Annotated in this window: 14 protein-coding genes; 11 read left to right on the top strand and 3 right to left on the bottom strand. The window is 65.2% G+C overall.

The genetic code is table 11. From position 1 onward, the window contains the following. Nucleotides 1-2: 2 nt before the first annotated feature. From B0G38_RS05735 to B0G38_RS05780, 10 genes are all read left to right on the top strand, one after another. Nucleotides 3-509 (top strand): PH-like domain-containing protein, encoded by a 507-nt coding sequence (locus tag B0G38_RS05735; protein WP_264668538.1) that lies wholly within the window; start codon nt 3-5, stop codon nt 507-509. 8 nt (nt 510-517) lie between these two features. Continuing rightward, nucleotides 518-1,780 carry a glutamine-hydrolyzing carbamoyl-phosphate synthase small subunit gene (carA, locus tag B0G38_RS05740; RefSeq protein ID WP_264668539.1) on the top strand — a complete coding sequence of 421 codons (1,263 nt, stop codon included), beginning with the start codon at nt 518-520 and terminating at the stop codon, nt 1,778-1,780. Beyond that, nucleotides 1,780-5,079 (top strand): carbamoyl-phosphate synthase large subunit, encoded by a 3,300-nt coding sequence (gene carB, locus B0G38_RS05745; protein ID WP_264668540.1) that lies wholly within the window; start codon nt 1,780-1,782, stop codon nt 5,077-5,079. The genes carA and carB overlap by 1 nt, the downstream gene beginning before the upstream one ends. After that, a complete protein-coding gene (gene pyrF, locus B0G38_RS05750; RefSeq protein WP_264668541.1) occupies nt 5,072-5,935 on the top strand; it encodes an orotidine-5'-phosphate decarboxylase in 864 nt (287 codons plus the stop codon). The genes carB and pyrF overlap by 8 nt, the downstream gene beginning before the upstream one ends. Nucleotides 5,936-6,055: 120 nt before the next feature. Continuing rightward, nucleotides 6,056-6,373 (top strand): integration host factor, actinobacterial type, encoded by a 318-nt coding sequence (gene mihF, locus B0G38_RS05755; protein ID WP_074702268.1) that lies wholly within the window; start codon nt 6,056-6,058, stop codon nt 6,371-6,373. Nucleotides 6,374-6,394: 21 nt separating this feature from the next. Then, on the top strand, nt 6,395-6,967 hold the full coding sequence (gene gmk, locus B0G38_RS05760; protein ID WP_264668542.1) for a guanylate kinase: 573 nt from the start codon (nt 6,395-6,397) through the stop codon (nt 6,965-6,967). Between the two features lie 49 nt (nt 6,968-7,016). After that, nucleotides 7,017-7,280, top strand: coding sequence for a DNA-directed RNA polymerase subunit omega (gene rpoZ / locus B0G38_RS05765; RefSeq protein ID WP_169997529.1), 264 nt, complete (start codon nt 7,017-7,019; stop codon nt 7,278-7,280). Between the two features lie 36 nt (nt 7,281-7,316). After that, on the top strand, nt 7,317-8,543 hold the full coding sequence (gene coaBC, locus B0G38_RS05770; protein ID WP_264668543.1) for a bifunctional phosphopantothenoylcysteine decarboxylase/phosphopantothenate--cysteine ligase CoaBC: 1,227 nt from the start codon (nt 7,317-7,319) through the stop codon (nt 8,541-8,543). 67 nt (nt 8,544-8,610) lie between these two features. After that, the gene (gene metK, locus B0G38_RS05775) at nt 8,611-9,816 is read left to right on the top strand and encodes a methionine adenosyltransferase (RefSeq protein ID WP_346769021.1); all 1,206 of its coding nucleotides are present in this window, start codon (nt 8,611-8,613) and stop codon (nt 9,814-9,816) included. Between the two features lie 7 nt (nt 9,817-9,823). Beyond that, complete coding sequence (locus B0G38_RS05780) at nt 9,824-11,950, top strand: primosomal protein N' (protein ID WP_264668544.1); 2,127 nt, start codon at nt 9,824-9,826, stop codon at nt 11,948-11,950. Here B0G38_RS05780 and B0G38_RS05785 read toward each other — a convergent pair. The 3 genes from B0G38_RS05785 to B0G38_RS05795 are packed head-to-tail and all read right to left on the bottom strand — an operon-like array spanning nt 11,947 to nt 14,750. Next, nucleotides 11,947-13,029, bottom strand: a complete 1,083-nt coding sequence (locus B0G38_RS05785; RefSeq protein ID WP_264668545.1) for a glycosyltransferase family 4 protein — start codon at nt 13,027-13,029, stop codon at nt 11,947-11,949. The genes B0G38_RS05780 and B0G38_RS05785 overlap by 4 nt on opposite strands. Beyond that, nucleotides 13,026-13,907: an alpha/beta fold hydrolase gene (locus B0G38_RS05790; protein WP_264668546.1), complete on the bottom strand. Its 882-nt coding sequence runs from the start codon at nt 13,905-13,907 to the stop codon at nt 13,026-13,028. The genes B0G38_RS05785 and B0G38_RS05790 overlap by 4 nt, the downstream gene beginning before the upstream one ends. 3 nt (nt 13,908-13,910) lie before the next feature. Further along, nucleotides 13,911-14,750 (bottom strand): aldo/keto reductase, encoded by an 840-nt coding sequence (locus tag B0G38_RS05795; protein WP_264668547.1) that lies wholly within the window; start codon nt 14,748-14,750, stop codon nt 13,911-13,913. Between the two features lie 168 nt (nt 14,751-14,918). Here B0G38_RS05795 and glpK point away from each other — a divergent pair, with 168 nt between their 5' ends. Then, nucleotides 14,919-16,433: a glycerol kinase GlpK gene (gene glpK / locus B0G38_RS05800; protein ID WP_264668548.1), complete on the top strand. Its 1,515-nt coding sequence runs from the start codon at nt 14,919-14,921 to the stop codon at nt 16,431-16,433. Nucleotides 16,434-16,551: the final 118 nt, after the last annotated feature.

Consider the following 16,551-nt stretch of genomic DNA (forward strand, 5'->3'; position numbering starts at 1 on the left):
CAGTGGAATACCTCGGCCCCGGGCTCCTCACACTGAGCCTGATCATCGTCCTGCTGGCGCTGGTTTTTGTCGGCTGGCGCAGCAGGCTCAAGCGGCAGCAGGACATCGCCCCGCTGCCGGAGATTCCGGACGACGTCGATAATCCTTCAGCGGCGTATGACGGGCAGTATGTCGTGACGACGACGGCGGGGGACTGGCTTGACCGCCTCGCCGTCCATGGTCTGGGCATCCGCTCCGGCGCCCTGCTGCGCCTCTACGACCACGGGCTGCTGTTCGAACGACGCGGTGCCACGGATGTCTACATCCCGGCCCGAAGCATCAGGGCCGTACGGTCCGAAAGCGGGATGATCGGGAAGTTCGTGGAGAAAGACGGACTGGCCGTGATCACCTGGAACCTGGGCGGGAGGGACGTGGACACCGCGTTCCGCAACCGCCACGCCGAGGAGAAAAAGCCGCTCCTGGCCCACCTGAACTCTTACCTACCTACTGCTGCACCTGACGAAGACTAGGAACTACAGTGACAGATCATCAAACAACTTCCTCGAATGCAGCGCTGCTGATTCTTGAAGACGGCCGCACATTCCGCGGACGCAGCTACGGTGCCCAGGGCACGGCGCTGGGCGAGGCCGTTTTCGCCACCGGCATGACCGGTTACCAGGAAACCATCACGGACCCGTCCTACGCCCGCCAGCTGGTGGTGCAGACCGCTCCGCACATCGGCAATACCGGCGTCAACGACGAGGACGCGGAGTCCCGCAAGATCTGGGTTGCCGGCTACGTTGTCCGCGACGCCGCGCGCCGACCGTCCAACTGGCGCTCCGAGCGCAGCCTGGACGAGGAACTGATCGAACAGGGCATCATCGGCATCCAGGGCGTGGACACCCGGGCCATCACACGGCACCTGCGTGAACGCGGCGCCATGAAGGCCGGAATCTTCTCCGGCCAGGAAGCCGCCCGGCCTGTGCCGGAACTGCTGGCCGAGGTCAACGGGCAGGCTTCCATGGAGGGCGCCCGGCTGGCCGAGGAGGTCAGCATTGATGCTGCCTACGTAGTCGAGCCGGCAGATCATGGCTGGGAGGGTGAACCGCGCTTCAGCATCGCCGCCCTGGACCTGGGCATCAAGTCCATGACTCCGCAGCGTTTCGCCGAACGCGGCGTCCGGGTCCATGTGCTCCCGGCCACCGCAACCTTGGCGGACATCCAGGCTGTGAATCCCGACGGCGTGTTCATGTCCAACGGCCCCGGCGATCCTGCCACCGCTGACACCCAGGTGGGCATGCTGCGCGATGTCCTGGACGCCCGGATGCCGTTCTTCGGCATCTGCTTCGGCAACCAGATCCTGGGCCGGGCCCTGGGCTTCGGCACCTACAAACTGCGCTACGGCCACCGCGGCATCAACCAGCCGGTGATGGACCGCCGCACCGGAAAAGTGGAGATCACCTCCCAGAACCACGGCTTCGCCGTCGACGCTCCCATCGACGGGGTCACCCGCGCACCGGAAGAGCGCTTCGGCCGGGTCGAGGTCAGCCACGTCAGCCTCAACGACGACGTCGTCGAGGGCCTGGCCTGCCTGGACATCCCTGCCTTCTCGGTCCAGTACCACCCCGAAGCCGCAGCCGGCCCGCACGACTCGGCCTACCTCTTCGACCGCTTCATTGACCTGATGGCGGCCGAAAAGCAGAATCCCGGCACCACGGATGCTGCCGACGTCTCCAAAGCACCCATTGCAGACACCGATACGACTGTCGCCGTCGCCAGCGACGCCAAGGAAGAAAACTAATGCCCAAGAGAACAGACCTCAAAAGCGTCCTGGTCATCGGCTCCGGCCCCATCGTCATCGGACAGGCCGCCGAATTCGACTACTCCGGCACGCAGGCCCTGCGGGTGCTCAAAGAGGAAGGCCTGCGGGTCATCCTGGTAAATTCCAACCCGGCCACGATCATGACCGACCCGGAGTTCGCCGACGCTACCTACGTTGAGCCGATCACTCCCGAGATTGTCGAGAAGATCATCGCCAAGGAGCGCCCGGATGCCGTACTGCCGACCCTGGGCGGCCAGACCGCGCTGAACACCGCCATCGCCCTGGACAAAAACGGCGTACTGGAGAAGTACAACGTGGAACTCATCGGCGCCAACATCGAAGCCATTGAACTCGGCGAGGACCGCGAGAAGTTCAAGGGCGTTGTCGAACGCTGCGGCGCCGAGTCCGCCAAATCCATCATCGTGCACTCCATGGACGAGGCCTTCAAGGCCGCCGAGGAACTGGGCTACCCGATGGTGGTCCGTCCGTCCTTCACCATGGGCGGTCTCGGTTCCGGAATGGCCTACAACGCGGAGGACCTGCGCCGCATTGCCGGCGCCGGCATCCAGTACAGCCCCACCAGCGAGGTCCTGCTCGAAGAGAGCATCCTCGGCTGGAAGGAATACGAGCTCGAGATGATGCGGGACAAGAACGACAACGTCGTGGTTGTCTGCTCCATCGAGAACTTCGATCCGGTCGGCGTGCACACCGGGGACTCCATTACCGTTGCCCCCGCCCTGACCCTGACGGACCGTGAATACCAGCGGCTGCGCGACATCTCCATTGCCGTGATCCGCGAGGTCGGCGTCGATACCGGCGGCTGCAACATCCAGTTCGCGATCGAGCCGGATACCGGCCGCGTCATCGTTATTGAGATGAACCCGCGCGTTTCGCGCTCCTCTGCCCTGGCCTCGAAGGCAACCGGCTTCGCCATTGCCAAGATCGCCACCAAGCTCTCCCTGGGCTACACGCTGGACGAAATTCCGAACGACATCACCCAGAAGACGCCGGCTTCATTCGAGCCGACGCTGGACTACGTTGTCGTCAAGGTCCCGCGCTTTGCCTTCGAGAAGTTCCCGGCGGCGGATCCGACGCTGACCACCACCATGAAGTCCGTCGGCGAGGCCATGGCCCTGGGCCGGAACTTCACCGAGGCACTGCAGAAGGCCTTGCGCTCACTGGAGCAGAAGGACTCGCAGCTGACCTTCGAGCCGGTCAATGACTTCGAGGTTCCGGAACTGGTGGAAAAGGCCAAAACCGGCACCACCGAGCGGCTGTCGCAGGTCCAGCGCGCCCTGCTGGGCGGTGCCACCGTGGAACAGCTGTACGAAGCCACCGGCATCGACCCGTGGTTCCTGGACCAGCTGCAGCTGATCAACGAGATCGCTGCCGAGATCCGCAATGCGCCCACCCTGACCGAGGAGATCCTGCGCCTCGCCAAGCGGCACGGCTTCTCCGACGAGCAGATCGGCAAGCTGACCAACATGCCGGAGGCCGTAGTCCGCGGCGTCCGGCACGCACTGGGCATCCGCCCGGTGTTCAAGACCGTGGACACCTGCGCGGCGGAATTTGCGGCCTACACGCCGTACCACTACTCCTCCTACGACGAGGAGGACGAGGTCGAGCTGCACGCCAAGCCGTCCGTGATCATCCTCGGCTCGGGCCCGAACCGGATCGGCCAGGGCATCGAGTTCGACTACAGCTGCGTGCATGCGACCATGGCGCTGCGTGAGGCCGGCTACGAGACGGTCATGATCAACTGCAACCCGGAAACCGTCTCCACGGACTATGACATCTCCAACCGTCTCTACTTCGAGCCGCTGACGCTCGAAGACGTGTTGGAGGTCATTGCAGCCGAAGAGCGTACCGGCGGCGTGATGGGTGTCTTCGTCCAGCTCGGCGGCCAGACCCCGCTCAAGCTGGCCCAGGCACTGGCCGACGCGGGCATCCCCATCCTGGGCACCTCGCCCGAAGCGATCGACCTGGCCGAGCACCGCGGTGCCTTCCAGCGGGTACTCGACACGGCCGGCCTGGTAGCCCCGAAGAACGGGACCGCTGTCTCGTTCGAGGAAGCCAAGAAGATCGCCGACGAAATCGGCTATCCGGTGCTGGTCCGCCCGTCCTACGTACTGGGCGGCCGTGGCATGGAGATTGTCTACGACGAGCCCAACCTCTCGCGCTACATCGCCAACGCCACGGAAATCACCCCGGACCACCCGGTCCTGGTGGACCGTTTCCTTGAAGACGCCATCGAGATCGACGTCGACGCGCTCTACGACGGCAAGGACATGTACCTGGGCGGAATCATGGAGCACATCGAGGAAGCGGGTATCCACTCCGGCGACTCGGCCTGCGTGCTGCCGCCGATCACGCTCGGCACCTCCGTCATCGAACGGGTCCGCGAGGCTACCTTCGCGATCGCCCAGGGTGTCGGCGTGCGCGGGCTGATCAATATCCAGTTCGCCCTCGCCTCGGACGTGCTGTACGTCATCGAGGCCAATCCGCGCGCTTCCCGCACGGTGCCGTTCGTGTCCAAGGCCACCGGTGTCCAGCTGGCCAAGGCCGCCGCGCTGATCGGCACCGGCGTGACCATCCACCAGCTGCGCACGGCCCACAAGATGCTGCCGGAGACCGGGGACGGTTCCACCCTGCCGATGGATGCGCCGGTGGCTGTGAAGGAAGCCGTGCTGCCCTTCAACCGGTTCCGTACTCCCGAGGGCACCGTTGTGGACTCGCTGCTCGGCCCGGAGATGCGTTCCACCGGCGAAGTGATGGGTATCGACAAGTACTTCGACACGGCCTTCGCCAAGTCCCAGGCCGCCGCCAACAGTGCCCTGCCCACGTCAGGCAAGGTATTCGTTTCCGTGGCCAACCGGGACAAGCGGTCCATCATCATGCCCGTGAAGCTGCTGGTTGATCTGGGCTTCGAAATCCTCTCCACGGGCGGCACCGCCGAAGTGCTGCGGCGCAACGGCATCCAGTCCACCACCGTGCGCAAGGTTGCCGAAGGCCGAGGCCCCAACGGCGAAGGCACCGTGGTGGATTTGATTACCGAAGGTGCCATCGGCCTGATCCTGAACACCCCCTCGGGTGGACAGGCACGCGGTGACGGCTACGAGATCCGTGCCGCCGCAACCTCCGTAGGCACGCCGGTCATCACCACCGTGTCTGAATTCGGTGCGGCGATCCAGGCCATTGAAGCCATGCGCCAGTACGAGTGGGACGTCACCAGCCTGCAGGAGCACGCCCTGAAGCTGAAGGCCGCCGTCGATGCCTGATCTCACTGCTTCCGGGCCTGCCGCGTCCTTCGGGGCGCGGCTGCGGGCCGCCATGCAGAAACACGGACAGCTGTGCGTGGGCATCGATCCGCATCCGGCCTTGCTGGAATCCTGGGGTTTGAACGACGACGCCGATGGACTGGAACGCTTTTCCCTCACGGTTCTGGAGGCGGTGGGGGAGGGCGTTGCCGCGCTCAAGCCGCAGGTGGCGCTCTTCGAGCGCCATGGCTCGCGCGGCCTCGCGGCCCTGGAGAAGCTCCTCGCCGCCGCTGCGGCGGCGAAGGTGCTGACTATTGCCGATGCCAAACGCGGCGATATCGGTTCCACCATGGCCGCGTACGCCCACGCCTGGCTTGCGGACGGTTCGCCGCTGGCGGCGGACGCCGTGACGCTGAGCCCGTACCTGGGCTACGAGTCGTTGCGGCCGGCACTTGATCTGGCAGCCGGAACGGGGCGGGGTGTGTTCGTGCTGGCCCTGACGTCGAATCCCGAAGGTGCCAGCGTCCAGCATGCCGGCGGCGCGGATTCCGTTGCCCGCCGGATTGTGCGGGCCGCGTCGGCTGACAATGCGGCCGCGGGCCGCGACGGGACGCTGGGATCCGTCGGCCTCGTCGTGGGTGCCACGGTTGCCGACGCGCCCGCGCAGCTGGGCCTGGACCTGACCGCGCTCAACGGTCCGGTCCTGGCGCCCGGCCTCGGCGCGCAGGGCGCCACCGGCGCGGACCTGCGCCGCACCTTCGGCCGGGCCTACGGCAACGTGCTGGCGACCTCTAGCCGGGATATCCTCAAGGCCGGACCAGACCCGCAAAGCCTGCGTTCGGCGGTCGACAGCACGCTGGCGATGCTGGCGGACTGAGCTCTACAGGGATCGGGCTCCTGGGAGGATTGATTTTCCCGGGCGCTAGCGGATAGGTTCAGTGCAAGCTGATTACTTCCTAGCCGCGGCTGCGGCCAGCGATACGATGTGGAGAAGCCTGTGAGCCTGAAACCGCTGTCGGACACTGAACGCACTGCAGCCCGAAACAAAGCCACCGCGGCCAGAGCCGAGCGGGCCGAGATCAAAGCCAGACTCAAAGACGGCCGCGTCAGCGTGGCAGAGGTCATTGATACGGCGAAGAACGTTGAATCGATCGGCAGGCTTCGGGTCGTTGAACTGCTTGAGGCGCTGCCTGGCATCGGCAAGGTCCGGGCAGCAGCCATAATGGAAAGCATTGGAATCGCCCCCACACGGCGGGTCCGGGGTCTGGGCGTGCACCAGCGCAAGGCCCTGATCGAGCTTCTGGAATCACAATAGATCCTGCAACAGATGGAAAGCATGTCTGATAAACCCCGCCTCACTGTCCTGGCCGGCCCCACCGCTGTCGGCAAGGGAACCGTCTCCACTTTCATCCGCGACCATTACCCGCAGGTCTGGCTATCGGTATCCGCGACCACGCGGGCACCGCGCCCCGGCGAGGTGGACGGGGTCCACTATTATTTCGTTGCCGCCGAGGAGTTTGACCGGATGGTAGCCGACGGCGACATGCTCGAATGGGCCGTGGTGCACGGGCGCAACCGCTACGGCACCATCCGTAGCACCGTGGAGCAGGCGATGGCCGAAGGGAAATCGGTGCTCCTGGAGATTGATTTGCAGGGCGCCCGCCAGGTGAAGGACAGCATGCCGGAGGCCAATTTCGTCTTCTTGGCGCCGCCCAGCTGGGACGAAATGGTCCGCCGCCTGGTGGGCCGCGGCACAGAAACGCCCGAGGAACAGCAGCAACGGCTGGAAACCGCTAAACTGGAACTTGCTGCCGAATCCGAATTTAACCACACCGTCGTAAATGACGATGTCCGGCGGGCGGCAGAAGAGCTTGTTTCGCTGATGGGGCTTGTGCCGAACCCGCGTTAACCCGCGACCGCCAGTGAAGCAGATACCTACAGAATTTTTTGGAGAATAAGTGTCGACTAACCTCGAAGGCATCATTAATCCGCCGATCGACTCCCTGCTGGAGACGACGGACTCGAAGTATGCCCTGGTGATCTACGGTGCCAAGCGCGCCCGCCAGATCAACGCTTACTACTCGCAGCTGCATGAGGGCCTGTTCGAGTACGTTGGGCCGCTGGTGGACACCAAGCTGAACGAGAAGCCGCTTTCCATCGCCCTGCGCGAGATCAACGAGGGCCTGCTGGTTTCGAAGCCGGCCGAACCGGCTGCAGAGTAGTAACAGGCAACAACTCAACACGGTAACGGAGCAGGAATGCGGATCATTCTAGGCGTAGGCGGCGGTATCGCCGCCTACAAGTCCGCATCCCTGCTCCGGCTGTTTAAGGAAGCCGGCCACCAGGTCACCGTGGTTCCGACCGAGGCTGCCGAGAAGTTCGTCGGTCGCGCTACCTGGGAAGCACTCTCCGGCCAGCCGGTGTCTACTACCGTTTTTGATGCGGTGGATACCGTGAACCATGTGCGGCTGGGCCAGGACGCCGACCTGGTGGTGGTGGCCCCGGCCACCGCGGATGTACTTGCCCGTGCCGCCGCAGGCCTGGCCGATGATCTCCTGACCAATACGCTCCTGATGGCCAGGGGACCGGTGGTTTTTGTGCCGGCCATGCACACTGAAATGTGGCAGCATCCGGCAACGCAAACCAATATTGCTACCCTGCGCGGCCGCGGAGCCCTCGTCATGGAGCCGGCCGTCGGCAGGCTGACCGGCAAAGACACCGGGCCCGGCCGGTTGCCGGAGCCGGAGGAAATCTTCGAATTCGCCCTTGGGCAGCTCGCTGAAAGCCGGGTGGCCGCAGGCACCACCATGCTGCTGGGCAAGCGTATGGTCATTACCGCAGGCGGAACCCGCGAACCGCTGGATCCGGTGCGCTTCCTGGGGAACCGCTCGTCGGGGAAGCAAGGCGTCGCGCTGGCACGGGCCGCGGCGGCCGCCGGCGCCGAGGTCGAACTTGTCGCTGCCCATATGGATGTTGCTCCGCCGGAGGGCGTCAAGACTACGCGGGTGGAAACTGCCCTGCAGCTGCGGACGGCGACGCTTGAAGCGTCGGCGCGTGCCGACGTCGTTATTATGGCCGCTGCCGTGGCTGACTTCCGTCCGGCGGAGGCAGCTGAAACCAAGATCAAGAAGCGCGACGACGCCGCGGATCCGGTCATCACCCTGGTGCGCAACCCGGACATCCTGCAGGAAATTGTGCAGGTCCGGCACGACAGCGGAACGGGTCCGGAGCTGATCGTCGGATTTGCCGCTGAAACCGGGGACAGCAGCAGCGACGTGTTGGGCTACGCGCGCCAAAAGCTGGCACGCAAGGGCTGCGACCTGCTCGTGCTGAACCAGGTGGGCCGTGATCTGGTGTTCGGCCAGGACCAGACCGCCATCAGCATTCTGGACAATTCCGGCGCTGACCCGCAGGTGGCGGCCGGCAGCAAGGACACCGTCGCCCGGGCCATCATCGAACGGGTGGCCGCGGAGCTCGTCTCCTGACCATTCCGCCCCCGCCGCCTGTTGACAGGCGCGGCAGCTGCGGCTTAAGACCAAGTAAGGTATGTCTGTGACTTCTTCTGCTTCGCCCCTGCGGCTTTTTACCTCCGAGTCCGTCACTGAAGGGCACCCGGACAAGATCTGCGACCAGATCTCGGACGCCATTCTTGATGCGCTGCTCCGCGAAGACCCGGACTCGCGTGTCGCCGTGGAGACACTCGCCACAACGGGGTTGGTCCATGTTGCCGGCGAAGTGACGACCCAGGGCTACGTTGAGATCCCGCAGATTGTCCGCGAGACCATCCTGAACATTGGCTACAACTCTTCCGACAAGGGTTTCGACGGCGCGCGCTGCGGCGTCTCCGTGTCCATCGGGCAGCAGTCGACGGACATCGCGTCCGGCGTGTTCAATTCGCTGGAGGGCCGCGAGGGCACGCAGCAGGACGACTATGACGCCCAGGGCGCCGGGGACCAGGGCATCATGTTCGGCTATGCCAGCGACGAGACCGAGGTGTTCATGCCGGCACCGATCTGGCTGGCGCACCGGCTCTCCGAAAAGCTGACGGAAGTCCGCAAGGACGCCACGCTGCCGTACCTGAGGCCTGACGGCAAAACCCAGGTCACCGTAGGATACGACGGCGATAAGCCGGTTTCCGTTGACACCGTGGTCATTTCGAGCCAGCACGAAGCCGGGGTGGATCTGGACCACCTGCGGAAGGATCTGTCCAAGTACGTGATTGAGCCGGTGCTGGCCAACTCGAACCTGGATGTTTCCGACGTCCGGCATATCCTGAACCCCGGCGGGGAGTTTGTCATCGGCGGCCCCGTGGGTGACGCCGGACTGACCGGACGCAAGATCATTGTGGATACTTACGGTGGCATGGCCCGCCACGGCGGCGGCGCGTTCAGCGGCAAGGATCCGTCCAAGGTCGACCGCTCGGCAGCGTACGCCATGCGGTGGGTGGCCAAGAACGTAGTGGCTGCCGGCTTGGCCCGACGGGCCGAAATCCAGATTGCCTACGCCATTGGAATGGCCCGGCCGGTCGGGATTTATGTGGAGACGTTCGGCACCGAAACAGTCGATCCGCTGCGCATTGCAGACGCAGTGCAGGAAATCTTCGACTTGCGGCCGCTGGGCATCATCAACGACCTGCAGCTCAAGCGTCCCATCTACCTGCAGACCGCGGCGCACGGGCATTTCGGCCGCGAGCAGGAGGACTTCACCTGGGAACGCACGGACAGGGCCGAGGCACTGCGCAGCTACTTCAACGCCTGAGACCAGCGTGACAGCCGGATCAGCCCCCCGGGACGAGGCCGTCCAGCTGTCGCTGCTGCACGGATTCGCCTCGCCTGCCAAACCGCGCGGCGCCACCGTGCCGGCCGGCGAAAACCCGGTGGCCGAGGTCTTGATCGAATCCGCGGTGCCCCATCTGGACCGCGTTTTTGACTATTTGGTTCCGCAGGAGACCGCCGCGGAGGCGGTCCCCGGAGCACGCATCAAAGCCCGTTTCGGCGGGCAGGAGATCAGCGGCTACATCATCGGGCGCAAGGCCGAAGCAGCCGAGGGCGTCCGGCTCAGCCCGCTGGCGAAGGTAGTGTCCGCCCAGCCGGTCCTGACACCGGAGCTGCTTGAGCTGGCGGGCGCGCTGGCCAGGCGGTACGCCGGTACACTGAGCGACGTCATCCGCGCTGCCATTCCGCCGCGGGTGGCCAAGGTCGACAAGGAGTTCGCGGCAGCGGGCCGCCTCACGCCCGGAGCACCGACAGGGGAAGAGCCCGGGGGGACGGACGAGCCGGGCCCGGAAGCCGGCGCGGACAACGCGCCAGCGGATGCTGCGGACCCGGCGGCATGCTTTGCCGGCTACCGCAGCGCTGCGGCGTTTCTGGCCCATCTGGCCGCCGGGGAGTCGCCCCGCGCGGTGCTTTCGAGCCACAAGTCCTACGGGCCGGCATCCTGGACGCGCCAGCTGGCTGCGGCGGTGGCGGCCACGCTGACCAGCGGACGCGGTGCCCTGGTAGTTGTCCCTGATGCCAAGGATCTTGACTTGCTGGGCGAGGCGCTCGAGGCGACGATCGGTGCCGAGGCGTTCGTGCGGCTGAGCGCCGATGACGGTCCGACCCCGCGCTACCGGAACTACCTGAAACTGCTGCACGGCACCGCCAAGGTGGCGATCGGAACCCGGTCCGCGGCCTACGCACCGGTCCGTGAGCTGGGCCTGGTTGCGATCTGGGACGACGGCGATGATCTGTATGTCGAACAGCGCGCCCCCTACCAGCACACGCGCGAGGTCCTTCTGCTGCGCGCGGAGCAAACCGGCTGCGCGGCCCTGCTGGCCGGGATTGCCCGTAGCACCGAGAGCCAACGGCTTGTTGAGACCGGCTGGGCCCAGCCGCTGCAGGCTGACCGGCCGGCGCTGCGTGCACTCACGCCCCGGGTCGTCAATACTGCCGACACGTTCCAGCAGGAACGCGATCCTCTGCTGCGCCACGCCAGGCTTCCACAGGCGGCGTGGCGGGCAGCCAGGGAAGGGCTCGAACACGGTCCTGTCCTGGTACAGGTCGCGCGGACAGGCTTCTCACCGGCCATGGCGTGCCAGGACTGCCGTACACCGGCCCGCTGCACCGAATGCCAGGGACCGCTCGGACAAGCCGGTCACGGAACCGCACTGACCTGCCGGTGGTGCGGCCGGCTCGCCGCGGACTGGCGCTGCGGCACCTGCGGTTCCGGCAGGCTGCGGGCACTGGTCATCGGAGCGTCCCGAACAGCAGAGGAGCTTGGCCGGGCCTTTCCCGGGGCCACAGTCATCTCTTCGGCGGGTGATCATGTGAAGGCCACCGTCAAGGCCGGCAAAGCGGTGGTGGTGGCGACGCCCGGGGCGGAGCCGGCGGTGGCCGGCGGATATGCCGCCGCCCTGCTGCTGGACGGAAACTCGCTGCTGAGCCGGGAGTCCCTGCGTGCTCCCGAAGATGCCCTGCGCCGCTGGTTCACGGCCGCATCGCTGGTCCGTCCGGCAGCCGAGGGCGGGACAGTAGTGATCACCGCCGACCACGACACGGTTGTCGGGCAGCTGGTGCGTTGGGATCCAGCCGGGGCCGCATCACGGGAGCTCGCGTTGCGGCGCGAACTGCAGCTGCCTCCCGCGCTCAGGATCGCCGCCATTACCGGTCCGGCCACCGGAATTGAAACGTTTATGTCCGGATTGGAACTCCCCGGCGACGTTCGTACGGTAGGTCCCACGGAGCTGGAGAATTACGCGGCCCCGGCCGGACACCACCGCCTGCTGTTGTTCTTCAGCTATCAGCAGGGGAATACCGTGACCGGAGCCCTGCGGGCCAGAAAGGCGGCGGTCTCCGCCAAGCGGTTGGCGGAACCAGTCCAGGTCCGCTGCGACGGCCTGGATCTGCTCTAGCGGGCCCGGCGCCGGGACAGGACCTCTTCGGCCGCCGCAATCAGCTGCGCGGCCGAGCTGTCCCAGTCATATTCCGCCGCGCGTAGCACGCCCTCGGCCGACGCGCGATGCCGCCGTTCGGGATCCTCCAGCTTCCGGACGGCGGCTGCAAAGGCCTCCGGGTCGTCCGGATCCACATGGAGCGCCACATTTTCGGCGACCTCCCGGAAGATGGGAATGTCGCTGGCAATCACGGGCGTTCCGGCGGCCATGGCCTCGATGAGCGGCAACCCGTAGCCTTCGTCTCTGGACAGCGTGACCAGCGCCGAGGCTTCGTGCAGGAGGCGCAGGTAGTCGCCGTCGGAAATTCCGTTGTGGAACTCCAGCTGTGCTGCATCCGCCGCGCGGTCCGTGAGTTCTTCCCGCCGTGGCACTTGGATGGGGCTGAGCAGATGCAGCCGGTAGCCGGGCAGCAGCGCCATCGCATCGATGAGCGTCTCCACATTCTTGTAGGGCATGTAGGAGCCCATATAGAGCAGGTCCTTGCCCACGGCCGCCGACGGATCCCGCGGTGGTCCCAGCGGCTGGGCGGCGTTGGAAACGATCCGGACCTCGCGCCGGGTGAGCCGGGTCTGCTGCAGCAGCGAGCGGGTGGTCCGGCTGATGGTCGCAACGATGTCGGCCCGGTTGAGCAACAGGCGCTGCGGCCAGTAGGCCTTGTGGTACGCCCGCCACAGCAGCCGGACCGGCAGCGGCAAGAATCCCGGCGGCTTGGGGTGGCGGTAATAGATCAGATCGTGGATGGTCAGAATCAGGCCGTAGCGCCTGCCGAAGCTGCCCATGGTCTGCATAGGGCAAAAAACGACGTCGGCGCCCAACTTATTGATTCGGCGCGCCACGAGGAGCTCGGCAGGGGAGAGGGGACTGTTGATCTTGGCCCACGGGACATCGGCGGGCAGGAACTGCAGCTGCCGTTCGTCGTTGATGAGCATAAGCACCTCGGCCAGTTTCGAGGCAGCCGCGATCAGATTGGAGCCGTAGCGGCTGATGCCGTCCAGCTGGTCGGTGCGCGTATAACGGGCGTCGATGACAAGCTTCACCGCTCCAGCCCCTCGAGGAACTCGCTGATCATGGCCGCCGCGATATCCGGCGCCTCGTAGTGGATGAGGTGGCCCACGCCGTCGATCATTTCCAAGTGGCTGTCCGGCAGCTGCGCCGCCAGCTGCTGCTGGCTGTCCACCGAGCCCAGATCGTCCTTCCGGCCCGCGATCAGGAGCACCGGGAGCTCCAGTTGCGGAGCGACCTCGAGGACGTCGTGGGAAATGGACGCCCGGAACGCCTCGAGGACCACATCCCGGTTGGCAAAGGCGCTGAAGTAGGCGTCGTGCTGTCCGTGAATGTACCGGCGCAGCTGCCGATCCCTGGTCTTGGCCATCATGATGCTCATGGCCCGAACAATCAGCGGGTGCTGAAGCAGGCGCATTCCCGGCTTTTCGGGCAGCTTTGCCGCGAGGTAATAGTAGAACTCGGCGAGCCGTGATGCCACCGCCTTCGGACCCTTGAGGGCTGGTTCGCTGATCGGATTTATCAGCACGGCTGCCCGGAACGAACCCGGGCGTGCCGCCAGGTAATGGCTGACGATAATCGAGCCGAACGAATGGCCGATGATGACGGTGTCCGGCCCGAGTTCCAGAGCAGCTGCGAAGTCCGCCACAAAGTCCGTGTAGCTTTCCACGCTGTGCCGGCGTCCCGAGAACGGTGCGGAGGCGCCGAAGCCGGGCAGATCGGGGGAGATGATCCGGTGCCCGGGGAGCGATTGGGCGACCAGTTCCAGGCCATGGTGATCGCCGCGGAAGCCGTGAACCACCAAAATGTCGGATTTACCGTTCGGGGCCTGGGCCGGGTACTCCCAGTAGGCTACTTCCCCAGAGTGGAGACTGAGGGCATGGCGGACGGCGCGGTCTTTGGTGGCAGGCACGCTCTAGTTCACCTCGTCCGGGTGGGAACCGATCCGGCCGTTCCGCTCGAGCCCGCCGAGCCGCCGCATGGCTTCAGGATCGAGGGCGAAGTCCCACACCTTGAAGTTCTCCTGGATCCGCTGCATCGAGCTCGCCTTCGGGATGGCCACGTTGCCGAGCTGCAGGTGCCAGCGCAGAACTACCTGGGCCGGAGTCCTGCCCAGCTCCTGCGCCAGTTCCGCGACCACCGGGTCTGACAGCACTTTGCCCCGCCCCAGCGGACTCCAGGCAACCGTGCGGATTCCGTGGGTGGCGTGCAGCTCCCGCAACTGCTCCTGCTGGAGCCACGGATGCAGCTCGATCTGGTTGACCGCCGGCACGACGTCGCACTTTTTCAACAGTTCCTCAAGATGGGCCGGCTGGAAGTTGGAAACGCCTATAGCCCGGACGCGTCCCTCATGGTAAAGCCGTTCCAGGGCGCGGTAGGTGTCCACGTACAGTGCCCGTTCCGGCTGGGGCCAATGGATCAGATACAGGTCGAGGTAGTCGAACCCAAGCATGTCCAGCGAGGCGTCAAAGGCACGCAGCGCCGCGTCGTAGCCGTGGCTGTCGTTCCATATCTTGCTGGTGACGAAAATGTCGTCGCGGCTGAATTCCGGTTCCTCGGCGATGAACCGGCGGACCGCCTCCCCCACTCCGGCCTCATTGGCGTACAGCGCGGCAGTGTCGAAATGCCGGTAGCCGGATTCCAATGCCTGGTAGCAAAGCCCGGCGGCGTCCTGCGGCGGAACTTTGTACAGGCCGAAGCCCAGCTGGTCCATCAGGACGCCGTTGTTCAGCGCCGTTTTATCTGCCGTTCCCATATACAAGACTCTACCGAGCAATGCCGGCATCGGCGGCCAGCCGCGGCCGTAAAAGAGACGCATCGCCACCTGGCAGGAATTGACCTCCACCCGCAGCGGCGCTAGGTTCGAGCCCAATCGGTGCTGCCCTTCCGGCGCCGGCGTCCTGTCCTAGGGAAGAGGTCCGCTTTGTCCGACTACATTCTGGCGATCGACCAGGGGACCACGTCCTCGCGGGCCATCATTTTTGACCATGCCGGCCAGATCGTTTCGACCGGCCAGAAGGAACACCGGCAGATTTTTCCGCAGCCAGGCTGGGTCGAACATGATGCCGTGGAAATCTGGGACAACACCCGCGAAGTCATCGGCAACGCGCTGGCCCGTGCCAATCTGACCCGCCACAATATTGCCGCCGTGGGCATCACCAACCAGCGCGAAACCACCGTGGTGTGGGACCGGAACACCGGCAAACCGGTTTACAACGCCATCGTGTGGCAGGATGTGCGCACCCAGCCTATCTGCGATGCCCTGGCTGTTGACGGCGGCACCGATCGGTTCAAAGCAACTACCGGGCTGCCGCTTTCGCCATACTTCGCAGGTACCAAGCTGAAATGGATTCTGGACAATGTGGAGGGTGCCCGGGCCAAGGCCGGCGCCGGCGAGCTCCTTTTCGGCACCACGGACAGCTGGGTGCTGTGGAACCTGACAGGAGGAACGGACGGCGGAGTCCACGTCACGGACGTCACGAACGCGTCCCGGACGCTGTTCATGGACTTGAAGACGCTTGCCTGGGACCGGTCCATCCTTGAGGTTTTCGATGTGCCGGCTTCCATGCTTCCGGAAATCAAGTCTTCGGCGGAGGTGTACGGGACGGTCCATGGATCCCAGCTGCTGCGGCATGTTCCCGTTGCCGGGATTCTCGGCGACCAGCAGGCAGCGACTTTCGGGCAGGCAGCTTTCGACGCCGGGGATGCCAAGAACACTTACGGCACCGGATGTTTTGTCATCGTCAATACAGGAAAAGAGATCGTCGAATCCGCGAACGGCCTGCTGACCACCGTGGCCTACAAGATTGGCGACGACGCGCCGTGTTACGCGCTTGAAGGCTCGATAGCTGTTGCCGGGTCACTGGTTCAGTGGTTGCGGGACAATCTGGGCATCATCGGCTCGGCCGCGGAAGTCGAAGAGCTGGCCTCCTCGGTACCCGACAGCGGCGGCGCGTACTTTGTGCCCGCATTTTCCGGCCTCTTTGCTCCTTACTGGCGTGCCGATGCGCGCGGAGCCCTGGTAGGGCTGACGCGTTTCGTCACCAAGGCGCACATCGCCCGGGCTGCTCTGGAGGCCACCGCGTTCCAGACCCGTGAGGTGCTGGAAGCGGTCAACGCGGATTCGGCCGTTCCGCTTGCGGAATTGAAGGTCGACGGCGGGATGGTTGCCAACGATGCGTTGATGCAGTTCCAAGCAGACATTCTCGGCGTCCCGGTCATTCGGCCCAAGGTCGCCGAAACCACGGCATTGGGAGCGGCCTATGCAGCGGGGCTAGCCACCGGATTCTGGCAGGACCTTTCGGAACTTCGGTCGAACTGGACCCAGGACCGTCGTTGGGAACCGCAGCTGGCGTCCTCGGAACGGGACCGGCAGCTGCGGTTATGGAAGAAGGCGGTGACCCGGACGTTCGACTGGGTGGACGAGGATGTGCGCTGAGCCTGATCCGGACGCGAAGCCTAAGCCTTGATCCACCGATCCGCAGTTGGTCCTGATGGTTTTTCGGGGCTGGCTGCGGTTTTGGTTTTCGGGCAGGAGGCATCGGCCGGCCTCGCTG

This window comes from Crystallibacter permensis (assembly GCF_025960875.1).
Classification (GTDB): Bacteria; Actinomycetota; Actinomycetes; order Actinomycetales; family Micrococcaceae; genus Crystallibacter; species Crystallibacter permensis.

Coding starts and splice junctions, on each gene's coding strand:
- carB (WP_264668540.1), top strand. CDS start 1,780: ATGCCCAAGAGAACAGACCTCAAAAGCGTCCTGGTCATCGGCTCCGGC.
- pyrF (WP_264668541.1), top strand. CDS start 5,072: ATGCCTGATCTCACTGCTTCCGGGCCTGCCGCGTCCTTCGGGGCGCGG.
- gmk (WP_264668542.1), top strand. CDS start 6,395: ATGTCTGATAAACCCCGCCTCACTGTCCTGGCCGGCCCCACCGCTGTC.
- coaBC (WP_264668543.1), top strand. CDS start 7,317: ATGCGGATCATTCTAGGCGTAGGCGGCGGTATCGCCGCCTACAAGTCC.
- B0G38_RS05795 (WP_264668547.1), bottom strand. CDS start 14,750: ATGGGAACGGCAGATAAAACGGCGCTGAACAACGGCGTCCTGATGGAC.